Source organism: Lysobacter sp. (genome assembly GCF_035655815.1).
Taxonomy (GTDB): Bacteria; Pseudomonadota; Gammaproteobacteria; order Xanthomonadales; family Xanthomonadaceae; genus Lysobacter_J.
This window is the reverse complement of sequence record NZ_DASRTS010000013.1, coordinates 1-24,467: the sequence shown is the minus strand read 5'-3', so window position 1 is coordinate 24,467 and position 24,467 is coordinate 1. Positions and strand designations below refer to the sequence as shown.

The following is a 24,467-nucleotide window of genomic DNA, read 5'->3' as shown; positions in this document are numbered from 1 at the left end:
CTTCCCCGAGCCCCTTAAACTGCGACCATGCGCCCCCACGCACCCCTCATCGCATTCGTGCTCGCCTGCGTGCCGCTGATCGGCGACGCGCAGATCCTCGTCCGTCCGTTGTCGGGACAGCAGCGCGAAGCCTTCGAGCGCTGCATGAAGGCCGCCGGCGAGAACACCGAGGCCGTACGCGCCTGCGTGAAGGCCGCGCAGGACGGCGAACCGGTGCAGGCCCCGCCGCCGGAAACCACGCCGCCGACGCAGCCGATCGTGCCGCCGAGCCCGACGCCGGAAACCGTGCCGCCGGCGACCACCGAACCCGCGCCCACGATCCCGCCCAGCGAAATCACGCCTCCGGACGCGCCGCCGCCGACGGACATCCCGCCGACGCCGACCGAGCCCGCAACCGAACCCGTGCCGCCAAGGGACGAAGGTGATGCGCGCACCGATGCGGAGCGCGACTACGACGCCCTCTACGGCGAGTACGGCGACCCGAACCTGCCCTCACCTGCTGCCGCGCCCAGCACCTACGACCCGTGGGAGCGCTACAACCGGCAGATGCACCGCTTCAACAACGCGGTCGATCGCACCGTCGCCAAGCCGCTCGCCCGTGGCTACGTGAAGGTGGTGCCGCGCCCGTTCCGCCTGGGCGTGAGCAACTTCTTCAACAACCTCGGCCAGCCGGTGTCCGCGGTCAACGCGCTGCTGCAGGGCAAGCCGAAGCAGGCGGGCCAGTCGCTGGGCCGCTTCCTGATCAATTCCACGCTGGGCATCGCCGGCATCTTCGATCCGGCGTCCGACGCCAAGCTGCCCAACAAGAGCGAGGACTTCGGCCAGACGCTGGGCGTGTGGGGCTGGAAGAAATCGCGCTACGTCGAGCTGCCGCTGTTCGGCCCACGCACGCTGCGCGACAGCTTCGGCATGGTCGGCGACGCACCGCTGAGCCCGCTGCGCCAGGTGGAAGCCGACAACATCCGCATCCCCTTGCAGGGCGTGCAGCTGGTCGACGTGCGTTCGCAGTTGCTGGCCACCGACAGTTTCCGCGAAGGCGCCGAGGACGACTACGCGCTGGTGCGCGACGCGTGGATGCAGCGCCGCGACTACCAGATCTTCGGCGACCGCATGAACGGCGACGACAGCGACCAGCTGCCCGACTACCTGCGCGAAGAGAACAACCCGACCGTGCCGGTAGACGCGATGCCAGTGATGCCGACCGACGTGAACTGAGTTTCGCGCAAGGTGCTGTTTCGAGAAGCGGGCCGATGGCCCGCTTTTCTTTTGCGGGATTCGTGAGGAAGGGGCGTCGGTGCATCGCATCCCCCTTTTGAAAAGGGGGATCGAGGGGGATTCGCTTCTGCGCATTGGCCGCAGTGCTGCAAGCGTGTCGGCCCTTCTCTCCTCTCCCCCAACCCCTCCCCATCAGGGGAGGGGAGCAGGCATCGCTACGCTGAATTCGCGAGAGCAGGTATAGGCATCGGTACCCGGACGTAGCGAGCGCGACACCGATGCAACCGTCGGCGCCAGACCACGGCGTTCTTTCCCCTTTGGAAAAGGGTGATCAAGGGGGATTCGCTTCTGGACATTTGGCCGCAGTGCTGCAAGCGAGCCGGGCCTTCTCTCCTCTCCCCCAACCCCTCCCATCAGGGGAGGGGAGCAGGCATTGCTACGCTGAAGTCGCGAGGGCAGGTATAGGCATCGGTACGTGGACGTAGCGGGCACGACACCGGTGCAACCGTCGGCCGCTACACCACGATGCTTTTTCCCCCTTTGGAAAAGGGGGATCAAGGGGGATTCGCTTCAGTCGCCCGAGCCCGACCGCTCCAGCGGCAACGGCAGCACCTGTTCTTCCGGCGTCAGCTCGGACGACAGCGTCTTCTTGCCTTTCACGCCCAGCTCGACCAGGCGCTGCGCACGCGGGATCACCGCCTGCCTGGATTCGGAGAGCTTGCTGCGCGCATCGGTGAATGCCGTGTGCGCGTCGGTGAGCTTGCGGCCGACCACGTCGAAATCGGACAGGAAATTCTGCAGCGCGTCGAGGACCAGGCCGCCGGCCTTGCTGATCTCGATGGCCTGGCGCTGGATCTTGTCGCGCGTCCACAGGCGCTCGATCACGCGCAGCACCGCCATCAGCGTGTTGGGCGAGGCGAACACGATGCCGCGCGCGAATGCATCGGTCTGCAGCGCCGCATCCGAACCCAGCGCGGCCGACAGCGCGCCTTCGATCGGCACGAACGCCACGGTGACTTCAAGCGCGGATTCGCCCACGGCCCGGGGGTAGTTCTTGTCGGCCAGGTCCTTCATGTGCTGGCGCAGCGCAACGGCGTGGCGGCGCAGCGCATCGTGCTGCTCTTCCGGCGTTTCAGCGTTCATCGCCTGCTGCCAGTCGATCAGGTTGACCTTGCTGTCGATGACGATGCGGCGATCGCCCGGCAGGCGCACCACCACGTCGGGGCGCAGGCGTCGGCCGTCGTCGTCCTCGCTGGTGGACTGGCGGTCGTAATGCGTGCCTTCCTCCAGCCCGGAGCCGCGCAGCACGCTCTCCAGCATCAATTCGCCCCAGTCGCCGCGCACCTTCGCGCTGCCCTTCAGCGCGCGCGTAAGCGCCGATGCCTGCGCGGCCATGTCCTGGTTCAGCGTCTTCAGCTCGTTCACCGCGCCGGTGAGCTCGGCGCGCTGCTTGGCTTCCTCGCCGTAGACGGTGTCCACGCGCGTGCGGAAGGTGTTGAGCTGCTCGGCGAACGGCTTGAGCAGCGTTTCGATGTCCGACTTCGACTGCTGCGTAGCGTTGCGCACGTTGTGTTCGAACTGCGCGCCGCGCTCCTCGAACGTCTTGCCCGCAAGCTCCGCGAAGGTGGCCGACAGCTTCGACTGTGCGGTTTCAAGGAAGCCCTTGATCTCGGCCTTGGCCTGCTCGGCATGCGCCAGGTTCGCCTCGGTCTGCGCCTGCTTCTCGCGCAGCTGCAGCAGTTCCGCGCGCAGCGCGGACAGCTCGGCACGCTCCGCATCGAAGCGCGCGCGCAGGTCGGTCAGTTCGGTTTCCTTCGATCCCAGTTGCGCCGAAAGGCCGGTGCTGGCGGCGGCGTGGTGCTCGGCGCGGGCGCGGGCCTGTTCCAGCTCGGTCGCGATGCGTGCCAGCTCGCGATCGCGCGATTCCAGATCCGCATCACGCTCGGCCAGTCGCACCTGCAACGCGGACAGTTCGATGGCCTTGGCCCGCTCGGCTTCACGCAGCGTGGCCACTTCCATGCCGTCGGCGCCGTGCTGCTGGCCTCGCGCCAGCCGCGTGAGCAGCCACGCCACGTAGGCCAGCATGATCACGATGACGGCGCCGGCGGCGTAGATCAGCGTGTCCATGGATGCGGCCTCTTGCGGTTCGATACACGGTCCAGTGTATCGGCATGCATCTCAGGAGTTGAGACCACGCGCGACGCCCTTGCGCATGCGGCGCGTTGCAGCGCGACGTTCAGTCCAGCACCCGGCAGAACACCGCCTTGAGGTAGCGCGATTCCTGCACCTGGGCCAGCCACGGGTGGTCGGCGCCGGCGCCGGCGATCTTCAGCACCTGCACGGTGCGGTTCGAATAGAACGCGGCGCGGCGCAGCATGTCGAGGAACTGCTCCTCGCTGACCAGGCCGGTGCACGAGAACGTGGCGAACAGGCCGCCGGGCTTCACCACGCCCAGGGCCAGCTTGTTCATGTCGAGGTATTTCTTGAGCGCCGGGATGACCTGCTCGCGGTCGCGCGTCATCTTGGCCGGGTCGAGGATCACCACGTCGTACTGGTCGCCGCGGATGCCGGCGTCGCGCAGCCACGGGAAGATGTCGGCCTGCACGAAGCGCGGGCGCACGTTGTTGAGCTTCGCGTTGCCCTTGGCGATCTCGATCACGTCGGCGTCGATGTCCACGCCGGTCACTTCGCTGGCACCACGCACGGCGCTGTACACCGCGAAACCGCCGGTGTTGCAGCACAGGTCGAGCACGCGTTTGCCTTCGACCTGCTGCGACAGCCACTGGCGGTTCTCGCGCTGGTCGGCGAAGAAGCCCGTCTTGTGCGCACCGGCCGGATCGGCGCGGAACTTCACGCCGTACTCGGTGATCACCGCCGGCTGCACGGGCTCGCTGCCGCGGAAATCGAACGACTCCTGCTTCTGCACGTGTTCGTCGGCGAAGCTGTAGAAGCGGCAGCCCGGAAACTGCTGCTTCAGCGCGTCGTAGATCCATTCGCGATGGCGGAACATGCCGGCGCTGAAGAACTCCACCACCAGCAGGTCGCCGTAGCGGTCCACGACCAGGCCCGAGAGCCCGTCGCCCTCGCTGTGCACGACGCGCCAAGCGTCGCTGACCTCGTCCAGCTTCAGCACGTCGCGACGCAGCGACACGGCCTCGGCGATCTTGCGCGCGAACCAGTCCGCATCGACCTGGATATCCGGATGGGTCTCGAGGATGCGCACGGCGATGCGCGAGTGGCCGTTGTAGAAGCCGCGGCCGATCCAGTCGCCGTCCACACCGATCACGTCGACGATGGCGCCGGGCTTGGGCCGCTGGGCGGGCTTTTCGACGAGGCGCTGGAAGATCCAGGGATGGGTGGATTTCCAGGCGTTCTTGAGGCGTACGGCGGGGAGGGGGGTATTCATCGCGGCATTTTACGGGGTTGGCGCCGGTTGGCCGGTGATTCGGGGTTATTGGTGACTGCGAAGAGCGAATCTCCCCCGGCCCCTCTTTTTCAAAGAGGGGAGAGGTGCGCGCTGTCGTGGATGAGAAGGTGAGGTGAAGGTGGCTGCTAAGAGCGAATCCCCAGCCCCTCTTTTCCGAAGAGGGGAAAAGGGCGCGTTCTCGGTGAGAAGGGTGAGGTGAAGGTGGCTGCTGAGAGCGAATCTCCCCAACCCCTCTTTTCCAAAGAGGGGAGAAGGGCGCGCTGTCGGGGGTGAGAAGGCTGAGGTGAAGGTGGCCGCTAAAAGCGAATCTCCCCCGGCCCCTCTTTTCCACAGAGGGGAGAAGGGCGCGTTGTCGGTGAGAAGGCTGAGGCGAGGGGGCTGCTAAGAGCGAATCTCCCCAACCCCTCTTTTCCAAAGAGGGGAGAAGAAGGCGCGCTGTCAGGGGTGGGCCGCCTGAGGTGAGGGAGGCTGAGATGAGCAAGGCCGAGGTGAGAAAGCTGATGAGGTGGCCTGAGTGAGGTGGCCTGAAGTGAGCGAGGAAGACAATCGAGCGGATAGCCCGACCAACCCGCTGTTCTTCCCCCTTCGAAGAAGGGGGACCGAGGGGGATTCGCTGTTGCTCCACCTCGCAACGCCGCCACCGTAACGATCGGCCCATCCGCCCACCTGAGGGACGCTCAAGCCCGCGAGGGGCCGCTTGCATTCGCCGCGCACGGGCGCAACCTCCTCCTCATGCACCTGCCCACGCCCGAAGCCGTCCCCGACACGCCCGAGCAGCGCAAGGCCGACAAGCGCCGCTGGCTGCGCGCCTTCAACCTCAGCCTGGCCTTCGTGCTGGTGCTGATCGCCGTGTTCAGCGCGCAGGGCCACTTCGACTTGGCCGCCTGGACGGTGCAGCCGTGGTCGTTGGAGGGCCTGCGCGGCGTGCTGGCCGCGCCTCTGCTGCACGGCTCGTTCGAGCACGTGGCCGCCAACGCGATCGCGTTGCTGATGCTGGGCACGCTGGCCGGCGGGCTGTACCCCCGCGCGACGCTGCGCGCGCTGCCGCTGCTGTGGCTGGGTTCCGGGCTGGGCGCGTGGCTGCTGGGCGATCCCGGCAGCCGGCACCTGGGCGCGAGCGGACTGACCCACGGCCTGATGTTTCTGGTGTTCGTGCTGGGCCTGCTGCGGCGCGACCGCGCCTCCATCGCCGCGGCCATGCTGGTCTTCATGTTCTACGGCGGCATGCTGCTGACCATCCTGCCGCGCGAGCCGGGCGTGTCCTGGCAGGCGCACCTGGGCGGCGCGATGGCGGGCGTGCTCGCCGCTTGGCTGCTGCAACGCATCGACCCGCTGCCGCCGCGCAAGCGCTACAGCTGGGAAGACGAGGAAGAGGCGACCATCACCCCGCTGTCGGACGAACTGGAACCTCCGCCGCCGCGCGAGGTGCCGGTGCTGTGGAACCGTCCCGACCGCCAGCACGGCGTGGTGCTGCGCTTCCGTCCACGCGACGAGTGACCCGTCGCCCTGCGGCATTGGCGGCGCCCCGGGCGGGTGCTAGCGTCCGGGCTTTCCATCGCCCGGACCGACCGATGCGCCGCATCGCGCTGCTCAGCCTCGCCCTTGCCCTTACCGCCTGCCAGAAGGCGGCGCCGCCTGCCGCCACGCCGGCGCCGGTGAAGGAAACGTACGATGCCAGCGCCAGCGCCGATGCGCGCCGCATCGAGGCGGACGTGCGCTTCCTGGCCGACGACCTGCTCGAAGGCCGCGAAGCCGGCACCCGCGGTTACGACCTCGCCTCGCTGTACGTCGCCCAGCGCTTCCGCGCGATGGGTCTGGCGCCCGCGGGCGAGGACGGCAGCTACTACCAGCGCGTGCCGATGCTGCGCGGCGTGCTGCAGGCCGAAGGCAACGAGCTGGCGATCGCACGCGACGGCACGACCCGCGCGCTGCGCTTCCGCGACGAATTCCTGCCCAGCGCCAACCTCAACGAGGCGCAGGCGGCGGTCGAGGCGCCGGCGGTGTTCGTGGGGCAGGGCGTGTACGCGCCCGAGCTGCAGCAGGACGACTTCGCCGGCGTCGACGTGAAGGGCAAGATCGCGGTGCTGTTCAACGGCGCGCCCGCGCGCTTCGACAACGACCGCCGCGCGTTCTATTCCTCGCGCCGCACCAAGGCCGAGGAGCTGGTCCGCCGTGGCGCGATCGGCGCGATCGTCGTGCAGACCGACGACGAGGAGAAGCAGTCGCCGTGGACGCGCTTCGCCGGCAACTGGAACCGCCCGTCCATGCGCCTGCGCGGCGAGGACGGCAAGGGCGTGGATACCTTCCCCGAGCTGCGCGTGAGCGCGATGGTCAGCGCCGCCGCCGCCGACGCGCTGCTGTCCGGCGGCGGGCGCAATGCCGCGCAGCTGTTCCAGGCGCTGCGCGACGGCAAGCTGCCCGCGTTCGACCTGCCCGGCACGGTGAGCCTGCGCGCGCACACGCAGATCACGCCGGTGGATTCGCGCAACGTCGTCGCACGCATCGACGGCCGCGACGCGGCGAAGAAGAACGAGTTCGTGGTGTTCAGCGCGCACCTGGACCACGTTGGCATCGGCGCGCCGGTGGACGGCGATGCGATCTACAACGGCGCACTCGACAATGCGCTGGGCATCGCGGTGATGCTGGAGGCCGCCAACCGCCTGGCGCACGGCGACACGCCGACGCAGCGTTCGCTGTTGTTCGTCGCGGTGACGGCCGAGGAGAAGGGCCTGCTGGGTGCGGAATGGTTCGCCCAGCACCCCACCGTGCCGGCCGGTTCACTGGTCGCCAACGTCAACATGGACATGCCGATGCTGCTGGCGCCGACCAGGGACGTGGTGCCCATCGGCATCGAGCATTCGTCGCTGCAGGGCGTGGTGGAGCAGGCGGCGAAGGAGATCGGCGTGGCGCTGTCGCCCGACCCCTCGCCGGAAGAAGTGGTGTTCGTGCGCAGCGACCAGTACGCGTTCATCCGCGCGGGCGTGCCGGCGGTGTACCTGGACGGCGGCTACCAGGGCGTGGACGGCGACGCGAAGAAGGTGCAGGAGGACTTCCTGCGCCAGCGCTACCACCAGCCCGGCGACGATCTGTCGCAACCCATCCAGTACGGCGACGCGGCGCGACTGGCCGAACTCAATGCCCGCATCGGCCGCCGCATCGCGGACGCACCGCAGCGTCCGGCCTGGAACGCCGGCGACTTCTTCGGCGAGAAGTTCGGCACGCCGGCGAAGACCGGCAGCGCCAAGGCCGCCGACTGACCGGGATGTGGATCGTCACCGTCGACCGGAGCGGCGGCTGGCTGCATCCCTGGTTCGCGCAACGCTGGCGCACGCTGCGCCGCGGCGGAGTGCCGCTGCGGCCGGTGCTGCTGGCCGCGGCGGCAATGGCGACGATCCTGGCGGTTGCCGCCGCACTGGAACTGCCGCCGACGCGCATCGCCGCCAGGCTGGCCGACATCGCGCTGCGGTGGCCCGTCATGGTGCTGATGCTGGTGTCGCTGATCGCGGCGGCCTCCATCGGACCGCGGCTGGCCCACCTCTCGCGCGAACTGCGCACCGGCTGGTGGGCGGCCATGCCCGTCGCGCCGCGCTGCATCCCGCTGGCGCTGGTCGCCTCGGCGCTCGTGCGCGTGGCCATCGGCGTGGCGGCATGGGGCGGGGTGGTCGCGCTGGCCGCCATCGATGCGCCGCAAAGCATTCCGCCGGCCGGCTCATGGTTGCCCGTCGCGACCGGGCTGCTGCTCGGGAGCGCGCTGGCGCTCGGGCAGGGACTGCGCCGTCCGCCCCTGCATGACGCGATGGTGCGGACGGGTCGGCGCGAGGCGCTGTTCGCCTGGACGCCGAGGAACCACCCACGCCTTCCGCACCTGGCCGACTGGCAACGGCGCACCGCGCTGGTGCGATGGCGGCTGGGGCAGGGCGGGCATTTCTGGATCATCGGTGCGTTGCTGTTGACGCTGCCGGATCGCGTCGGCATCACGCGCGCGCTCGGCCTGCTGCTGGTGACGGTCTCGTGGCTCTGGCTGGCCAGCACGCTGCGCGCGTGCGCGGATGCCGCGATCCAGACCTGGCAGCTGCTGCGCGCGACGCCGGCGACGCAGCGCGACTGGCGCGACGCCGCAATCCGCTACCCGCTGTTCGCCGCCGCCTGCGCGCTCGGGCTGGCCGTGCTGGGCGATGCCCTGCTCGGCTTCACCGGCGGGCCGTTGTCCCTCTGGATCATCGCGCTGGTGCTCGCCTGTATTCCCGTGGCGTGGCGGCTGCACAGCGCGACGCGCGGGGCCGCATGACCCACGCGCTGCACGTCGACGGACTGCACCTGGCGATCGGCCGGCACGCCGTGCTGCACGGCATCGACCTGTCGGTGGAGGTCGGCGAGTTCGTCGCGCTCATCGGTCCGAACGGCGCGGGCAAGACCTCGCTGCTGCGCTGCCTGGCGGGCGTGCTGGCGCCCACGTCGGGATGCGTGCGCGTCGGCGGCGTCGACATGGCGGTTGATCCGGTCGCCGCGCGGCAACGGCTCGGCCTTTCGGTGGAGCCGCACGCGCTGCCGCCGCTGCTGACGGTGCGCGAATGCCTGGCGCTGTTTGCCGGCGCGCGCGGACTGCAGGCCGTGCCGTCGCACGCGCTGCAGTTGTGCGACGCGCTGGCGCTGACGCCCATGCTCGACCGCTGGGTGGAGCACTGCTCGCTCGGCACGCGGCAGAAGCTGGGCATCGTGCTGGCGCTGCTGGGCGAACCGCCGCTGCTGGTGCTGGACGAACCGCTGAACGGCCTGGACCCGGTCAGCGCCCATGCGCTCAAGCAGCACCTGCGGCAGCTGTGCAGCGCGCGCGGCACGGCCGTGCTGCTGGCGACGCATTCGCTGGAGATGGCCGAGCGCTTCATCACCCGCGCCGTGCTGATGGTGGACGGCCGCCTGCACCGGCAATGGACGAAGGGCGAACTGGAAGCGATCCGCGCCGACCCGCGGCGCTCGCTCGAACAGGCGATGATCGAGGCGATGACATGAGGACACCCCGATGAAGACGCTGGGCCTGATCGGCGGCATGAGCTGGGAATCGACGGTGCCGTACTACCGCCTGATCAACCAGACCGTGAAGGAACAACTCGGCGGCCTGCATTCGGCGCGGCTGCTGCTGTACAGCGTGGACTTCGCGCAGATCGAGAAGCTGCAGCACGCCGGCGACTGGGACGCGGCCGGTGCGGTGCTGGCCGAAGCGGCGCGCGCGCTGAAGGCCGGTGGCGCGCAGCTGCTGGTCATCTGCACCAACACCATGCACAAGGTCGCTCACGCGGTGGAGGCGGCGAGCGGCCTGCCGCTGCTGCATATCGCCGATCCGACCGGCGAGGAAATCCGCCGTCATGGCCTGCAGCGCGTGGGCCTGCTCGGCACGCGCTTCACGATGGAGCAGGACTTCTACCGCCAGCGCCTGGCTGACCGGCACGGACTGGAGGTGCTGGTGCCGGACGCGGACGACCGCGAGACCGTGCACCGCGTGATCTACGACGAGCTGTGCCTGGGCACGATCCGCGAGGAATCGCGCGAACAGTACCGGCGGATCATCGCGCGCCTGGTCGAACGCGGCGCGCAGGCGGTGATCCTGGGCTGCACCGAGATCGGCCTGCTGATCGGCGACGGCGACGCCGACGTGCCGCTGTTCGACACGACCGCGCTGCACGCCCGCCACGCGGCGCTTGCGGCGCTGCGCTAGCCCGACGGCCCACGCGCGCCAGGCAAAAATACTCGCGCGCCAGGCTCGGAGCCTCGTCGTCCAGGCAAAAAGACTCGCACGCCAGGCTCGAAACCTGGTGCGCGAGGCAAAAAGACTGGCGGATGGTCCCAGGTCGCGACTGCGACGAGCCTTTGAACCTGGCGCGTCAGTGTTATTGCCTGGTGCGCCACCCTTTTTGCCTGGGCGTCGAGTCTTTTTGCCTGGCGCGCCAGGCTCGACCACCTCGTCGACCAGGCTTTTTGCCTGGAGCGGTCCGACGCACATCCCGACAGCGCACGCTCAGCGCCTGGGGCGCCCGTCGCGGCACAGCGTCGCGGTGTCGCCGCGGGTGAAGTCGGCGGTCCAGTTGGTCTCCCAGGTGCGGCCGTCGTACGAGAACGCTTGCTCCCAGCGCGCGTGGTCCGCGTCGCGCTTGTCCCAGCGATAGCGCACCTTCACCGGCCGCTCGCCGTCGCGGTCCTCGCCGTAGAACTCGCCGACGCGGCCGTCGAATCCGCCCAGTACCGGCGGTTCCAGCACGCCGCGTTCGCTGCTGACCCAGTAGATCGACCACTGCTTCTTCTGCCGGTCGAACGTGCGCACGGTGAGGCCGGCCCATCCCCTGGTCGGGAAATACAGCTCGTCCACCGTGGCGATGCCGTCCAGGTGCGGCGACATGCATAGCGTCGCCGGGAACTCCTCCCATTGGTCGCTGCCCACGCCACGCTCCTTCAGGCGTCGCTGGTGCGTGGTCCAGCCGCCGGCGAAGTAGTCGAAGTCGCCGACGTTGCCGGTGCGCTTGAGCGTGTAGCCGGGTGGATCGGGCAGCGGCAGGGACCGCGATTCGGCGACAGCAGCCGCCGGCACCAGCAGGACGACGAACAGGATCGCGCGGGTTCGCATGGGAGCCTCCGTGACGATGCGGCGCCCGCGCAGTGGAACGCAGCCCGCGCGGCGCCTGCAGTGCCGGAACTCATGGTTCCCGTCGCACGTGGATGCACGGGGAGCCAATCGCGGATGACCTCCAAGCCGATGCGCTGTCGCAGCGCGCGGCTACACTCGCCCGCTCGACCCAGCCAGCAGGATCCGCAATGACCCAGTGGTACTTCGTTTCCAGCGCCAATTCGCAGCGCGTCGGGCCCCTCGATCCGGTGGCCGCACAGGCGCACGCGCGCCGGCATCCCAACGATCTGTGCTGGCGCGAAGGGCTGTCCGGCTGGCAGGCGGTGAAGTCGATGCCCGAATTCGCGGAGGCGACCGGCGCACAGCCGATGCACACGCCGCCGCCCGCGCCGCCGGTGAGCGGCCGCAGCGACGATATCGACTACCGCATCGTCGGCAACGACATGCAGTTCGTCGAAGTGGAACTGGACCCGGGCGAAAGCGCGATCGCCGAGGCGGGCGCCATGATGTACAAGGACGCGTCCATCCAGATGGACACGGTGTTCGGCGACGGCCGCCACACCGGCCAGGGCGGCGGCCTCATGGACAAGATCTTCTCGGCCGGCAAGCGCGTGCTGACCGGCGAGAGCCTGTTCACCACGATGTTCACGCACACCGGCAGCGGCAAGGCGCGCGTCGCTTTCGCCGCGCCGTACCCCGGCACCGTGCTGGCGATGAAGCTGGACGAGCACGGCGGCCGCCTGATCTGCCAGAAGGACAGCTTCCTGGCCGGCGCGCGCGGCGTGTCGGTGGGCATCGCGTTCCAGAAGCGCATCCTCACCGGCCTGTTCGGCGGCGAGGGTTTCATCATGCAGAAGCTCGAAGGCGACGGTTGGGTATTCGTGCACGCCGGCGGCACGGTGATCGAGCGCGAACTGCGCGCCGGCGAGCGCCTGGACGTCGACACCGGCTGCGTCATGGCCTACCACGACACCGTGCAGATGGACGTGCGCGCGGTCGGCGGCGTCAAGACGATGCTGTTCGGCGGCGAAGGCATGTTCCTGGCCACGCTGACCGGACCGGGCAAGGTATGGCTGCAGTCGCTGCCGTTCTCGCGCATGGCCGGCCGCATGCTGGCCGCGGCGCCGCAGGGCGGCGGCCAGGCCCGCGGCGAGGGTTCGGTGCTCGGCGGACTGGGCCGCATCCTGGACGGCGACAACAGCTTCTGAGCGCAGGTTTGACGGCCATGCGCGGCACGTCGAGAGCGAAGGCCGCTTGTCGGCGACGCACGCGCGACGCCGGACCGTGACGGCGCTTCTCTCCTCTCCCCCGACCCCTCCCCATCAGGGGAGGGGAGCAGGTACGGTGCATCCGGGCCACCGCTTCATTTCCCCCTTTGAAAAAGGGGGATCAAGGGGGATTCGCTTTTCACCCGCGAAGACGAACCGCAGAAATGAACGCCAGCCTGCACCCCTGCGCGGCCGCCGTCTGCGCACGGAATCCGCCTCCATCCGCATGTATGCTGCGCCGCTGATCGCCTCCGCTTTCCGTCCTACGATGACGCCGTCCCCCTCGTTGCGCCCGCTGCTCCTGACCTTCCTTGCCGTCGTGCTCGCTGCCTGCGGAGGCGGCGAAGCCGTCAAGCCGACGCCGCCGTCGAACGTCGTGGTCGCGCCGCCCGTGGCGGCGCCGAAGGTGCGCATCGGCATCGCACTGGGCGGCGGCGCGGCCAAGGGCTTCGCGCACATCGGCGTGATCAAGATGCTGGAAGCCAATGGCTTCCAGCCCGAAGTGGTGTCCGGCACCAGCGCCGGCAGCGTGGTCGGCGCGCTGTACGCCAGCGGCATGGACGCCTTCGCGATGCAGAAGACCGCCTTCGCGCTCGACGAGGCGTCGATCCGCGACGTCAGCCTGTTCTCCGGCGGCCTGGTGAAGGGCCAGAAGCTGCAGGACTACGTGAACCAGCTGGTGGGCGGCAAATCCATCGAACGCATGAAGAAGCCGTTCGCCGCGGTGGCGACCAACCTGGAAACCGGCGACCGCACCGTGTTCGTGCGCGGCAACACCGGCCAGGCGGTGCGCGCCTCCAGCAGCATCCCGGGCGTGTTCGAAGCGGTGCCGATCGGCAAGTTCCACTACGTCGATGGCGGCGTGGTCAGCCCCGTGCCGGTGGACGCCGCGCGCCAGCTCGGCGCGGACCTCGTCATCGCCGTGGACATCTCCAGCAAGGCCAGCGGCAAGAATCCGGGCAGTGTGCTGGGCAACATCAACCAGTCGATCACCATCATGGGACAGAAGCTGGGCGCGCAGGAGCTGGCGCGCGCCGACGTGGTGATCCGACCGAGCGTCAACGAGATCGGCCCCGCCGATTTCGAGCAGCGCAACAACGCCATCATGGAAGGCGAACGCGCCGCGCTGGCGGCGATGCCGCAGATCCGCGCGAAGGTCGCGCAATGGCAGAAGGCGCGCGTGGACGAACAGCTCGCCGCACGCCGCGCCGCCGACGCCAAGGCCGAGCAGGCCCGCCTGCGCGCGTTCTGCGAAGAGGAAGACCGCAAGTGGATGTCGAAGCTGCGCCGCGACCCGCAGTGCAAGGCATTGGCGGAGCAGGGCGTGATTTCGCGGTGAGGTTCTGGCCTAGGCCAGGTTTTTAGCCCCTCTCCCGTCGGGAGAGGGGTTGGGGTGAGGGGCAACGAAGCGGGAGCATCGACACACCAAGTGCCAACACGCGCTGGTTTTTCTTCTGAGACCTAAAGCGAGGTGCACTGCAAATGCGAACGTGCTCGCTTGTCCCGACCCTCACCCCAACCCCTCTCAGCCCTGCACTCCCTGCGGTCGCCGCGAGGCGAGGCGCTTTAAAGCACAAAGCCCAGTGCAGTGATGCACTGGGCTTTTTTTATGCGTTCGCTTCGTTACCCTCACCCCAGCCCCTCTCCCGAGGGTAGGACGGGCTAAAAGCATCACGCCGCTTCCGCCGCCACAAGCGGCGCCGTCCTGCGCGGACGGCTCGGGAAGGCGTGGCGCACGATGCGCCAGATCACTTCGCCGAACTGGCGCGGCAGCGAGCCGGTGTTGTAGTGCTGGCCGTAGCGGGCGCAGATCTTGCGCACTTCCACCGCCATTTCCGCGTAGCGGTTGGCCGGTACGTCCGGGTAGAAGTGGTGTTCGATCTGATGGCTCAGGTTGCCCGAGAGCACGTCGATCAGTCGCCCGCCGCCGATGTTGGACGAGCCGCGCAGCTGGCGCAGGTACCAGTGGCCGCGCGATTCGTTGCGTACGCATTCCTTCGGAAACGTCTCCGCATCGGCGGTGAAGTGCCCGCAGAAGATGATTGTGTACGTCCACAGGTTGCGCAGGATGTTGGCCACCACGTTGCCCAGCAGCACCGGCAGGAAGAAGGGGCCGGCCAGCGCGGGGAACACGACGTAGTCCTTGGCCAGCTGGCGCGCCATCTTGCGGCCCACCGGCTTGAACATGCGCCACATCTGGCGGTTGGAGACCTTGCCGTGGATCCAGCGGCCCAGCTTGAGGTTCTGGATGGCCACGCCCCACTCGAACAGCAGCGCGAACACCACCGCGATGACCGGCTGCATCAGGTAGTACGGGCGCCAGCGCTGTTCCGGGAAGATGCGCAGCAGGCCGTAGCCGATGTCGTCGTCCAGGCCGCGCACGTTGGTGTAGGTGTGGTGGCGGAAGTTGTGCGTGTGCCGCCAGTTGTCCGCGGTGCCGACGATGTCCCACTCGTACGTCTTGCCGTCCAGATGCGGGTCGCGCATCCAGTCGTACTGGCCGTGGATGACGTTGTGGCCCAGCTCCATGTTCTCGAGGATCTTGGACAGGCCCAGCACCAGCGCGCCGAGCACACACAGCGGCCACAGCAGCGCCGGGGCGAACAGCAGCGAGAACGCGCCCACGTACAACAGGCCGCGGCCGGCGACCTCGGTCCAGCGGACCCAGGCGACGATGCGGCGGATGTAGTCGGCGTCGCGCTGGCCCAGCGTGGCAACGGTGCGCGCGCGCAATGCGTCGAGCTCCTCGCCGAAGCGGTCGAGTTCGGCGGGGATGAGGGCACGGCTGCGGGATGAAGTCATGGTGCGGTTCATTACAGGTCGAGTACGAGGTCGCCGGCGGCGGCGTTGATGCACAGGCGCAGCGCGGATACCGGCTCGGCCTGGACGTCGCCAGTGTTGAGGTCGCGTGTGACGCCCGATGCCTTGCCGCACGCGCAGGTGTTGCAGATGCCCATGCGGCAGCCGGATGCGGGCTTCAGGCCCGCCGCCTCCAGCGCCGTCAGCAGCGACTGGCCGCGCGGCACGGTGAGCTGGCGGCCGCTGCGCTGCAGGGTGACCTGCGCTTCGCCGCTGTCCTCGAACGCCTGCGGGAGCGGGGTGAAGGCTTCGGCCTGGAAGCTGCGCGCGGCGCCGGACGCCAGCGTGCGCGCGGTTTCGACGAAGCCACCCGGACCGCAGGCATAGACGTGCCGCGTCGCCAGGTCCGGCACGCGCGCGGACAGCTGCGCCGCATCGATGCGGCCCTGCGGTGCCTCGCCGCCGTCGGTTTCCCGCGTCAGCAGGCAATGCACGGCGAAGTTGGCGTGCGCGTCCGAGAGCTTGAGCAGTTCGTCGGCGAAGCAGAGTTCCTCGCGGGTGCGCGCCCAGTACAGCAGGGTCAGCGGTACCGGCATGCCGCGCGCGGCGTGCTCGCGCACCAGCGCCATCAGTGGCGTGATGCCGCTGCCGGCGGCCAGGAACAGCCAGCCGCCGTCGGCCTCGCGCCAGGTCATCTCGCCGAAAGCCTGGTCGAGGGTGATCACGTCGCCCACGCAGGCGCGGTCGTGCAGGTGGGCGCTCATCCGCCCGCCCTCGATGCGCTTGACCGTGATGGCGATGCGGCCGTCGGCGCGCGGTGCCTCGCTGAGGCTGTAGCTGCGGGTCAGCCGCGCACCGCCGATCTCCACGCCGATGTTGACGTGCTGGCCGGCGCGGAAGCCGCGCCAGTGGCGGTTGGGCTTGAGCACCAGGGTCACGGCGTCGGCCGACTCCACGCGGCGCTCGACGATCCGCGCCAGCGGGCGTTCCCAGGCCCAGGTGCGGTTGACCCGACCGGCCCAGAAATCGAACACGTCCGGCGCCACGACGGCACGGACAAGCCGGCGCAGGCGGCCGGGGCGGGAGCGGGGGACAGCAGCGGTAACGTTCATCGCCCAGGCACTATACAGGCGCAAAGACAGATGTGTATACGACTGTATAGCAATGCTTCATTATGATGCGGAACCTGTCACACGCCGGCGGCCGACCTTCACGTGAGCCCACGTACCGAACTCCACGCCGACGGCGAGCATGCCGCCGGGCGCAAGGCCACCATTTCCCGCGAGGACCTGCTGGCGGCGGCGCTCAAGCTGATTGGCCCGCATCGCAGCGTGTCCACGCTGAGCCTGCGCGAGGTCGCCCGCGAGGCCGGCATCGCGCCCAACAGCTTCTATCGCCAGTTCCGCGACATGGACGAGCTGGCGGTGGCGCTGATCGATCTTGCCGGGCATTCGTTGCAGAAGATCATCGAGGCGGCCCGCCAGCGCGCCGCGACCGACCGCAGCGCGGTGCGCGGCGCCGTCGAGGCGTTCATGGAGCAGCTGCGCGCCGACGACAAGCTGCTGCACGTGCTGCTGCGCGAGGGCACGGTAGGCTCGGACGCCTTCAAGCAGGCGGTCGAGCGTCAGCTGCGGTTCTTCGAGGAAGAGCTGCGTGTCAGCCTCATCCAGATCAATGCGGCCCAGGGGATCGTGCTGCGCGAGCCGGCGCTGGTCGCCAAGGCGATCACCCGCCTAGTGTTCGCGATGGGCGCCACCGCGATGGACCTGCCACGCGAGCGAGACCCGGAGCTGATCCGCGAACTGACCCTGATGTCGCGCATGATCATTGCCGGATCGCGGACGTTGGTGGCAGAACCCGGCCTTTAGACGGTCATCGACCGGGCAGCGGCATCCCGCCGAACGCCTTCACGGTGCGCAGGACGAAGCTGGAATTCACGTCGGCCACGCCGGTCTGGTTGAGCAACCGGTCCAGCAGGAAGCGCGAGAAGTGCTCCAGGTCCTGCACCACGACCTGCAGCAGGTAATCCATGTCGCCGGTCAGCGCATGGCAGGCCACGACCTCGTCCCACTGGTTCACGAAGTCGCGAAAAGCGGCGACCGAGTCGGCATCGTGCCGGGAAAGTTGCACGCGGACGAAGGCCTGCAGCCCGAGGCCCAAGCGTTCGGGGTCGACTTCGGCCCGATAACCGGCGATCACTCCCTCGCGCTCCAGCCGCTGCACCCGGCGCAGGCAGGCCGAGGCCGACAGATGCACCCGCTCGGCCAGTTCGGCATTGGTCAGGCGGCCGTGGCGCTGCAGTTCGGCAAGCACCAGCAGGTCGGTACGGTCGAGGTCGATGGCTGGCATGGAATTGCGCCTGGTTTCTCCGATACGCAAGGATCTTGCGCTTGGTGTGCACAGTCGAGCAACAACGCAAGCCTATTGCGCGTGGCCATCGCTAGAGTCGAAGTTCGACCCAGGAGCACCGCCATGAACCTCGGCACCCCCAATCGCGTGGAACACCAGCTCACCGACAAGGGCTATGTGCCGGTGTATACGACCACGGTCGTGGAGCAGCCCTGGTCCAGCTACAGCGCCACCGACCACGAGGTGTGGGCGACGCTGTTCAAGCGCCAGCGCGAAGTCCTGGTCGGACGGGCCAGCGACGAGTTCCTGCGGACGCAGGAGGCGATGGGCATGAGCCCGGACCGCATCCCGAAGTTCGACGAGCTCAACCGCACCCTGCGCAAGACCACGGGCTGGGAACTGATCGGCGTGGAAGGCCTGCTGCCCGAGCTGACTTTCTTCGACCATCTGGCCAACCGCCGCTTCCCGGTGACCTGGTGGATCCGCAAGCCCGAGCAGCTGGACTACCTGGCCGAGCCCGACCTGTTCCACGACCTGTTCGGCCACGTGCCGCTGCTGATGAATCCCGTCTTCGCCGACTACATGCAGGCCTACGGCCGCGGCGGCGTGAAGGCGCACGGCATCGACCCGGAGGCGCTGGTCAACCTGACGCGCCTGTACTGGTACACGGTGGAGTTCGGCCTGATCCGCCAGGACGACGGGCTGCGCATCTACGGCAGCGGCATCGTCTCGTCGAAGAGCGAATCGATCCACAGCCTGGAAAGCGCCGCGCCCAACCGCATCGGCTTCGACCTGGAGCGGATCATGCGCACGCGCTATCGCATCGATACGTACCAGAAGACGTACTTCGTCATCGACAGCTACGAGCAGCTGATGGACGCCACGCGCCCGGACTTCACCCCGATCTACGCGAAGCTGGCGCAGCAGGAGTCGATCCCGGCCGGCAGCGTGCTGGGTACCGACACCGTGTTCCACCGCGGCACCGGCGAGGGCTGGGCGACGGACGGGGATGTGTGAGGCTTAGGGCCTGGGAATAGGAAATGGGGAATAGGGAATCGGTACACGCCTTCCCGCGTCGTCCCGGCGAAGGCCGGACCCAGGCCCATAGCGCATCGCCGTCCTTCGCCGTCATTCCAGCGAAGGCTGGAATCCATCTTGGTCTGTGACATATGCAAGGCGACGCGCAGCCTGTCGCTCACGACAGTATGGCGACCTGCGCCGACCCCACTCCGCCGACCCTCACCCCAACCCCTCTCAGCCCTGCACTCCCTACGGTCGCCACAGGGAGAGGGGCTTGAACCGCCGTCCCGGCGAAGGCCGAGACCCAGGCCCGCAGCGCATCCGCCTCCTTCGCCGTCATTCCAGCGAAAGCTGGAATCCATGTTGATGTGCGTTCCGACAGTCGTAGTCATTGAATGATCACGGCCGCGCCAGCGCCTCCATGCCGCGCAACACATCAGCACTTGCGCGCCGCTCCTGATCGAGCAGTTGCCGGGCGAGCGTGCGCGCGGCCACGCGCAGTTCGGGCACCGCGGTGATCTCCCAAAGCTGCGCGCGCAACAGCGGGCCCAGCGCGTAGAGCCCGCGCACCGGCAGGCCGTTGCGGTCGAGCGCCTCGAAACGCGGCGAGGCCTCGATGCCCAGGCCGAGCGGGTCGGCGCTGATCAGGCCGGAATCGCGCAGTTGCGACACCAGCGGGTGGCTGGTGCGATCGACGTCGGTGTCGAATCCGGTAGCGCGCACCACCACGTCGAACTCCTCACGGCTGGCATGGGCGAAGCCCCGCTCGCGGATCAGCACTTCCACCGCGTCGTTGATGCGTCGCGCGCGCAGCAGCCGTCCGGCACGCACGCGCAACCGGCCACGCGTGCGCAGTTCTTCGAGTTCGCGCGACAGTGGCGGTGCGAGGCGATGGCGCAGCACTTCCCAGTGCGAACGCAGATGACGCAGGAACTGCGCGCGCTGCGTCGACGACAATCCGCGCCAGAAGTTCTGCAGGTACGGCCGCAACGCATCCACCAGGCAACGCCAGTCCGGCACGATCGGCGTGAGCGCCCGCAACGCGCGCACCAGCTGGCGAAGGTCGTGCGCACCGATCGCCTGCAGCACCGTCGGCGGCAACGCGATCGGCGCCGCCGGTTCTTCGGTATGCGGTTGCGGCAGCAGGCCGTGGCGCGACAGCGCGGTGATCGGCCCGCGATGGCCGCGCCGGTGCAGCGTCGCAACGACATCGGCCATCGTCAGCCCGGTGCCGATGATCAGCACGCGCTGGTGCGTGGCGATGTGATCGATGGCGCCGACGCCGTCCAGCCCGTTCTGCCACGGCCACGCGATGTAGCTGGGGTGCACGGCCAGGCGCGGGCCGATGCCGGGAAGGGGCTGCGGCGGCAGCGCGCCCACGGTCAGCACCACGCGATCGCTGAGGAAGTCCGAGCCGTCGGCCAGGTGCACGCGGAAATCGCGGCCATCGCGCTCGATGGCGATGGCTTCCTGCGGGATGCGGTTGAACGCCGCCAGCGACAGCTGCGCCGCAGCCTGCAGCCGCGAGTGCAGGTACTCGCCGTACACCAGGCGTGGCAGGAAGCTGGTGCGGGCGCGCTCGGTGAGGTTGAGCCAGTCGGCGAACTCGCCGGGATGGTCGGCGGTGGCCCCCAGGTCGCGCGCCCGCACGTTTAGCAGGTGCTCCGGTCGCGCCTCGCCGTAGGCGACGCCGCGCCCGAACGTGTCGGCCACGCCGACCAGCTGGATGTCCACGCCCGCCGGTGCGGCGCGGGCGAGTTCGGTGGCCAGGGCGCAACCGCTGAATCCGGCGCCGATGATGCTGATGCGCATGTCGTACCTCCCGGTCGTGGTGCGCCTATTCGTAGGCGAACGCGCGCGCGCGGAAGTAAACGACGGGTTATGCAGCGGCCGTTCGCAGGCAACGGTTCGTCAGCGCGACATAACCGATCGGAATCTGGTCTTCACGCGCCCTGCGCCCGTGCGGCCTGCGGCATCGCGTTGCGCGCGGGCCGCGGCTTCCAGCGGCGATCGAGCACCACCTTGGCGACGATCGCCACCGCCAGAGGGCCGAACCACGCCAGGTAATGCAGCACGGTGCCGTTGGCCCACGGCAGCAGTCGCGGCAGGCCGATGCCGAGGAACGCGATGTGCGTGGCGATGCCGTTGCCGATCATCGCGGTGTAGTGCTGGGTCATCCACCAGCGCGGTGTTGCGGAGCGCGCACGACGCAGGCGGCGACGCAGCATGTCCGCGCCGGTGATCAGGCCGACGCTGGAGAAGCCGATCAGCAGCGGCGTTCCGTTCTTCAATCCCAACGCCAGCACTGCGGCACCCGACGCGAGCGACAGCACGCCCAATGCCACGTACGCGGGGCCGGTGAAGCGTTCGATCGACGCCTTGTCGCGCACCGCGCGCCACGATACCCACGTGCCCGTAGCCGTGATGACAACCAGGTAACCCAGGAACGCCGCTGTCACGACGTGCCCGTCGATCCAGCGCGCGACGGCCATCGGCGCGCCGGTGACGATGATGCCGAGCATCGCCAGCAGGTAAACGCGACCCGTGTTGCGGTGCGCAGGCGTGCCCTTGCGCAGCAGTCCGGCGGTCCAGAACGTGACCAGGGCGACGACGCCCACCAGTACGTGCACGGCGACCAGCAGCTTGTAGGCGGTCATGACAGCGATCCTTCCGGGTTGATCGAACGTGCCGCCACGATGCGCCCGGGCTGCCCGCGGCCGCAGTGCCCGCAGTCATCGCCACGACCTGCCGGAAGTCACTTTCTGCGCCGGCGCCATTGCGGGGCCGCGGCGCCGGTCGCAGCATGTGCCCATGCACGAACGCATCCGCAAGGCCCTGGAGCCGCTCAACCTCGCCGCCGCATTCACATTGCTGGCGGTGGGCTATGGCCTGCAGCACGAAGTGGAAGGACCGCAGCGCGCGCTGATCTGGCCGCTGCTCGGCGCCACCATGCTGGGCGTACTGGCAGTGGACTGGGTTCCGCGCAGACCCGTGCTGCGCGCAGGCTCGTACCTGTTGCAGGCCGCTTGCGCCTTCGCGCTGATCGCCATCGCGCCGCGCACCGGCATCGCGCCGATCCTGCTGGTGGTGCTGGTGGCCGAGCTGGCGATGGACTACTCGCCGCGCACGGTGCTGGTGCTGGCGGTGCTGCTCAACACGGCGCTCTACATGGCGCTGCAGGCGGGCGGGCATTCGTCGCCGCACATCCAGTTGACGCTGTACATCGGCTTCCAGGCGTTCGCCGCACTGACCACGCACTACGCGCGCAGCGCCGAGCGCGCTCGCGACCGGCTGGCGCTGGTGAATGCCGACCTGCTCGCCACGCGCGCGTTGCTGGCCGACAGCGCGCGCGACAACGAGCGGCTGCGCGTGGCGCGCGAACTGCACGACGTCGCTGGCCACAAGCTCACCGCGATGACGCTGAACCTGCGCGCGCTGGCGGCCGATCCTGCGTTCGCCGGGCGGCAGGAAATCGCGCTCGCGCAGCAGCTGTCGAGCGAGCTGTTGTCCGACATCCGCAGCATCGTGCAGGCGATGCGCTTCGACCAGGGCCTGGACCTGGCGACCGCGCTGCGCGCGCTGGCCGCACCGTTGCCGCGTCCGGCACTGCGACTGCAGATCGAGGACTCCGTGCGCGTGACCGACCCGGCCATCGCCGAAGCGGTGCTGCGCTTGGTGCAGGAAGCACTGACCAACAGCGCACGGCATGCCGATGCGGACGTGGTGCACGTATCGCTGGCCTGCCGTGACGGTCGCCTGCGCATCCACGTCGAGGACGACGGCCGCGTGAGTTCGCCCGTACGTGAAGGCAACGGGCTGTCCGGCATGCGCGAGCGCATCGCCGCCGCCGGCGGACGCATCGAACTGGGAACCTCCGAACGCGGAGCGTTGCGCATCGACGCGAGCCTGCCCGCATGAGCACGCCGATCCGCATCGCGCTGGCGGACGACCAGGCCATCGTCCGCGCGGGGCTGCGCGCGCTGCTCGAACGCCACGGCATCGAAGTCGCCTTCGAAGCGGAGGATGGCGCGCAACTGCTCGAACGTCTTGCCGGAACGCCCGTCGACGTGATCCTCAGCGATATCCGCATGGCGGGCGTGGACGGCATCGAGGCGTTGCGTCGCCTGCGCGAACGCGGAGATCGCACTCCGGTGCTGCTGCTCACCACCTTCGACGAGAGCGAACTGCTGCTGCGCGCGACCGAGGCCGGCGCGCAGGGCTTCCTGCTCAAGGACGCCGCGCCCGAGGACCTGCGCGAGGCCATCGTGCGCGTGGCCGGCGGCGAAGCGCTGCTGCAGCCGGTGAGCACCGAACCGGTGCGCGCGCGCTACCAGTACCACGCGCAGGACGCGCCACGCGAACACTTCACCGAACGCGAGGTGGCGATCCTGCGCCTGCTGGCCGGTGGCTACTCCAACAAGGAAATCGCGCGCGCGATGTTCCTGGCCGAAGGCACGGTGAAGAACTACGTGTCGGTGATCCTGGAGAAGCTGGGCACGCGCGACCGTACGCGCGCGGTGCTCAAGGCGATCACGCTGCGCGTCATCTAGGCCAGTCGCGTCAGGCGATCGCGCGTACCGTCAGCAGCCCCAGCGCCGTCATCAGCAGCGAGCCGATGAGATGCGCCACTATCAGCAGGAAGGCCGCACCCAGGTCCTGCCGCTGCAGCAGCGCGATGGCCTCGGCGGAGAAGGTGGAGAACGTGGTCAGCCCGCCCAGCAATCCGGTGATCACGAACAGGCGCCACTCCGGCGCCAGCGACGGCCATTGCGCGAACACCGCGACCGCGACGCCGATGAAGTAGCCGCCGATCAGGTTGGCCGCCAGCGTGCCCAGCGGCAGGTTCGCATGCAGCGGATTGAGCAGCATCGACAGTCCCCAGCGGGCCCAGGCGCCCAGCGTGGCACCCACGGCGATGGCGAGCAGCGAGTTCAGCATGGTGGACTCCGGAATTGCGCGCAGTCAGGTTAAACCGCCACAGGCCCGGCCACGATGCCGCCTGCCATCCGCGGCAAAGCCGGCGCGCCGGCGCCGGAACCCGGCTGGCACGGACGACCACTAGACTTCCCTTTCCCCCGAGCCATCCATTCCCATGAACGACCGCATCCGTCACGCCGGCCTGCGCGAGAAGCGCATGAGCGCCGAGCAGGCCGCCGCCCTGATCCGTCCCGGCATGACCGTGGCCATGAGCGGCTTCACCGGCGCCGGCTATCCCAAGGCCGTCCCGCAGGCCCTGGCCGCACAGATCGAGCAGGCACACGCGCGCGGCGAGCCGTTCCGCGTGAAGGTGATGACCGGCGCGTCCACCGCGCCCGAGCTGGACGGCGTGCTGGCCCGCGCCGAAGGCATCGAACTGCGCCTGCCGTACCAGTCCGACCCCAACCTGCGCGACCGCATCAACGCCGGCGAGCTGAACTACATCGACCTGCACCTGAGCCACGTCGCCCAGCACACGTGGTTCGGTTTCTTCGGCGCGGTCGACGTGGCCGTGGTCGAGGTCACCGCCATCACCGAGGACGGCCGCCTGGTGCCATCGTCGTCGGTGGGCAACAACAAGACCTGGCTGGACCAGGCCGACAAGGTGATCCTGGAGGTCAACCGCTGGCAGCCCGCGGGCCTGGAGGGCATGCACGACGTGTACTACGGCACCGCGCTGCCGCCGAACCGCAAGCCCATCCCGCTGGTGCATCCGGACGACCGCATCGGCGAGCCGTACCTGCGCTGCGATCCGGCCAAGGTCATCGCCATCGTCGAGACCGACGCACCCGACCGC

The 24,467-nt window shown here is 69.0% G+C and carries 21 protein-coding genes and 1 pseudogene; 13 read left to right on the top strand and 9 right to left on the bottom strand.

Annotation, left to right across the window (positions count from 1 at the left end):
* Positions 1-27: 27 nt before the first annotated feature.
* Positions 28-1,215, top strand: coding sequence for a VacJ family lipoprotein (locus VFE83_RS02400; protein WP_324903276.1), 1,188 nt, complete (start codon positions 28-30; stop codon positions 1,213-1,215).
* A 570-nt stretch (positions 1,216-1,785) separates the two neighbouring features.
* On the opposite strand, the gene rmuC is transcribed toward VFE83_RS02400, so the two are convergent.
* Together rmuC and VFE83_RS02390 are read right to left on the bottom strand one after the other, a co-directional pair.
* Positions 1,786-3,342 carry a DNA recombination protein RmuC gene (gene rmuC / locus VFE83_RS02395; RefSeq protein WP_324903275.1) on the bottom strand — a complete coding sequence of 519 codons (1,557 nt, stop codon included), beginning with the start codon at positions 3,340-3,342 and terminating at the stop codon, positions 1,786-1,788.
* 109 nt (positions 3,343-3,451) lie between these two features.
* A complete protein-coding gene (locus tag VFE83_RS02390) occupies positions 3,452-4,621 on the bottom strand; it encodes a class I SAM-dependent rRNA methyltransferase (protein ID WP_324903274.1) in 1,170 nt (389 codons plus the stop codon).
* A gap of 753 nt (positions 4,622-5,374) precedes the next feature.
* Between VFE83_RS02390 and VFE83_RS02385 the strand changes: the two genes are divergently transcribed.
* The 5 genes from VFE83_RS02385 (at position 5,375) to VFE83_RS02365 (ending at position 10,355) form a co-directional block, all read left to right on the top strand.
* Positions 5,375-6,139 carry a rhomboid family intramembrane serine protease gene (locus tag VFE83_RS02385; RefSeq protein ID WP_324903273.1) on the top strand — a complete coding sequence of 255 codons (765 nt, stop codon included), beginning with the start codon at positions 5,375-5,377 and terminating at the stop codon, positions 6,137-6,139.
* 74 nt (positions 6,140-6,213) lie between these two features.
* The gene (locus VFE83_RS02380) at positions 6,214-7,899 is read left to right on the top strand and encodes a M28 family metallopeptidase (protein ID WP_324903272.1); all 1,686 of its coding nucleotides are present in this window, start codon (positions 6,214-6,216) and stop codon (positions 7,897-7,899) included.
* 5 nt (positions 7,900-7,904) lie between these two features.
* Entirely contained in the window at positions 7,905-8,930 is a 1,026-nt protein-coding gene (locus VFE83_RS02375) for a hypothetical protein (RefSeq protein ID WP_324903271.1), read from the top strand.
* Positions 8,927-9,652, top strand: a complete 726-nt coding sequence (locus VFE83_RS02370) for an ABC transporter ATP-binding protein (protein ID WP_324903270.1) — start codon at positions 8,927-8,929, stop codon at positions 9,650-9,652. The genes VFE83_RS02375 and VFE83_RS02370 overlap by 4 nt, the downstream gene beginning before the upstream one ends.
* A 10-nt stretch (positions 9,653-9,662) precedes the next feature.
* The gene (locus VFE83_RS02365) at positions 9,663-10,355 is read left to right on the top strand and encodes an aspartate/glutamate racemase family protein (RefSeq protein ID WP_324903269.1); all 693 of its coding nucleotides are present in this window, start codon (positions 9,663-9,665) and stop codon (positions 10,353-10,355) included.
* Between the two features lie 300 nt (positions 10,356-10,655).
* Here VFE83_RS02365 and VFE83_RS02360 read toward each other — a convergent pair whose 3' ends face one another.
* On the bottom strand, positions 10,656-11,258 hold the full coding sequence (locus tag VFE83_RS02360; protein ID WP_324903268.1) for a hypothetical protein: 603 nt from the start codon (positions 11,256-11,258) through the stop codon (positions 10,656-10,658).
* A 188-nt stretch (positions 11,259-11,446) separates the two neighbouring features.
* Between VFE83_RS02360 and VFE83_RS02355 the strand changes: the two genes are divergently transcribed.
* Positions 11,447-12,466: a TIGR00266 family protein gene (locus VFE83_RS02355; protein WP_324903267.1), complete on the top strand. Its 1,020-nt coding sequence runs from the start codon at positions 11,447-11,449 to the stop codon at positions 12,464-12,466.
* Positions 12,467-12,794: 328 nt separating this feature from the next.
* Positions 12,795-13,865, top strand: coding sequence for a patatin-like phospholipase family protein (locus tag VFE83_RS02350; protein WP_324903266.1), 1,071 nt, complete (start codon positions 12,795-12,797; stop codon positions 13,863-13,865).
* Between the two features lie 332 nt (positions 13,866-14,197).
* Here the strand turns inward: VFE83_RS02350 and VFE83_RS02345 are convergent, their stop codons facing one another.
* Positions 14,198-15,328 carry an acyl-CoA desaturase gene (locus VFE83_RS02345; protein ID WP_324903265.1) on the bottom strand — a complete coding sequence of 377 codons (1,131 nt, stop codon included), beginning with the start codon at positions 15,326-15,328 and terminating at the stop codon, positions 14,198-14,200.
* 11 nt (positions 15,329-15,339) lie between these two features.
* The gene (locus tag VFE83_RS02340) at positions 15,340-16,437 is read right to left on the bottom strand and encodes a ferredoxin reductase (protein ID WP_324903264.1); all 1,098 of its coding nucleotides are present in this window, start codon (positions 16,435-16,437) and stop codon (positions 15,340-15,342) included.
* Between the two features lie 102 nt (positions 16,438-16,539).
* On the opposite strand from VFE83_RS02340, the gene fabR reads away from it, so the two are divergent.
* A complete protein-coding gene (fabR, locus tag VFE83_RS02335; protein ID WP_324903263.1) occupies positions 16,540-17,193 on the top strand; it encodes an HTH-type transcriptional repressor FabR in 654 nt (217 codons plus the stop codon).
* A gap of 4 nt (positions 17,194-17,197) precedes the next feature.
* On the opposite strand, the gene VFE83_RS02330 is transcribed toward fabR, so the two are convergent.
* The gene (locus tag VFE83_RS02330; RefSeq protein WP_324903262.1) at positions 17,198-17,674 is read right to left on the bottom strand and encodes an Lrp/AsnC family transcriptional regulator; all 477 of its coding nucleotides are present in this window, start codon (positions 17,672-17,674) and stop codon (positions 17,198-17,200) included.
* A gap of 123 nt (positions 17,675-17,797) precedes the next feature.
* Here VFE83_RS02330 and phhA point away from each other — a divergent pair, with 123 nt between their 5' ends.
* Entirely contained in the window at positions 17,798-18,691 is an 894-nt protein-coding gene (gene phhA / locus VFE83_RS02325; protein WP_324903261.1) for a phenylalanine 4-monooxygenase, read from the top strand.
* A gap of 402 nt (positions 18,692-19,093) precedes the next feature.
* Here phhA and VFE83_RS02320 read toward each other — a convergent pair whose 3' ends face one another.
* Together VFE83_RS02320 and VFE83_RS02315 are read right to left on the bottom strand one after the other, a co-directional pair.
* Entirely contained in the window at positions 19,094-20,506 is a 1,413-nt protein-coding gene (locus VFE83_RS02320; RefSeq protein ID WP_324903260.1) for an FAD/NAD(P)-binding protein, read from the bottom strand.
* Between the two features lie 131 nt (positions 20,507-20,637).
* Positions 20,638-21,351, bottom strand: a complete 714-nt coding sequence (locus VFE83_RS02315) for a hypothetical protein (RefSeq protein WP_324903259.1) — start codon at positions 21,349-21,351, stop codon at positions 20,638-20,640.
* 154 nt (positions 21,352-21,505) lie between these two features.
* Between VFE83_RS02315 and VFE83_RS02310 the strand changes: the two genes are divergently transcribed.
* Both VFE83_RS02310 and VFE83_RS02305 read left to right on the top strand, forming a co-directional pair.
* Positions 21,506-22,612, top strand: coding sequence for a sensor histidine kinase (locus VFE83_RS02310; protein ID WP_324903258.1), 1,107 nt, complete (start codon positions 21,506-21,508; stop codon positions 22,610-22,612).
* Positions 22,609-23,244 (top strand): response regulator transcription factor, encoded by a 636-nt coding sequence (locus VFE83_RS02305; RefSeq protein ID WP_324903257.1) that lies wholly within the window; start codon positions 22,609-22,611, stop codon positions 23,242-23,244. The genes VFE83_RS02310 and VFE83_RS02305 overlap by 4 nt, the downstream gene beginning before the upstream one ends.
* A 10-nt stretch (positions 23,245-23,254) precedes the next feature.
* Here VFE83_RS02305 and crcB read toward each other — a convergent pair whose 3' ends face one another.
* Positions 23,255-23,632: a fluoride efflux transporter CrcB gene (gene crcB, locus VFE83_RS02300; RefSeq protein WP_324903256.1), complete on the bottom strand. Its 378-nt coding sequence runs from the start codon at positions 23,630-23,632 to the stop codon at positions 23,255-23,257.
* 154 nt (positions 23,633-23,786) lie between these two features.
* Between crcB and VFE83_RS02295 the strand changes: the two are divergent.
* Positions 23,787-24,467 (top strand): annotated as a pseudogene (locus tag VFE83_RS02295) (propionyl-CoA--succinate CoA transferase); the annotation flags it as partial.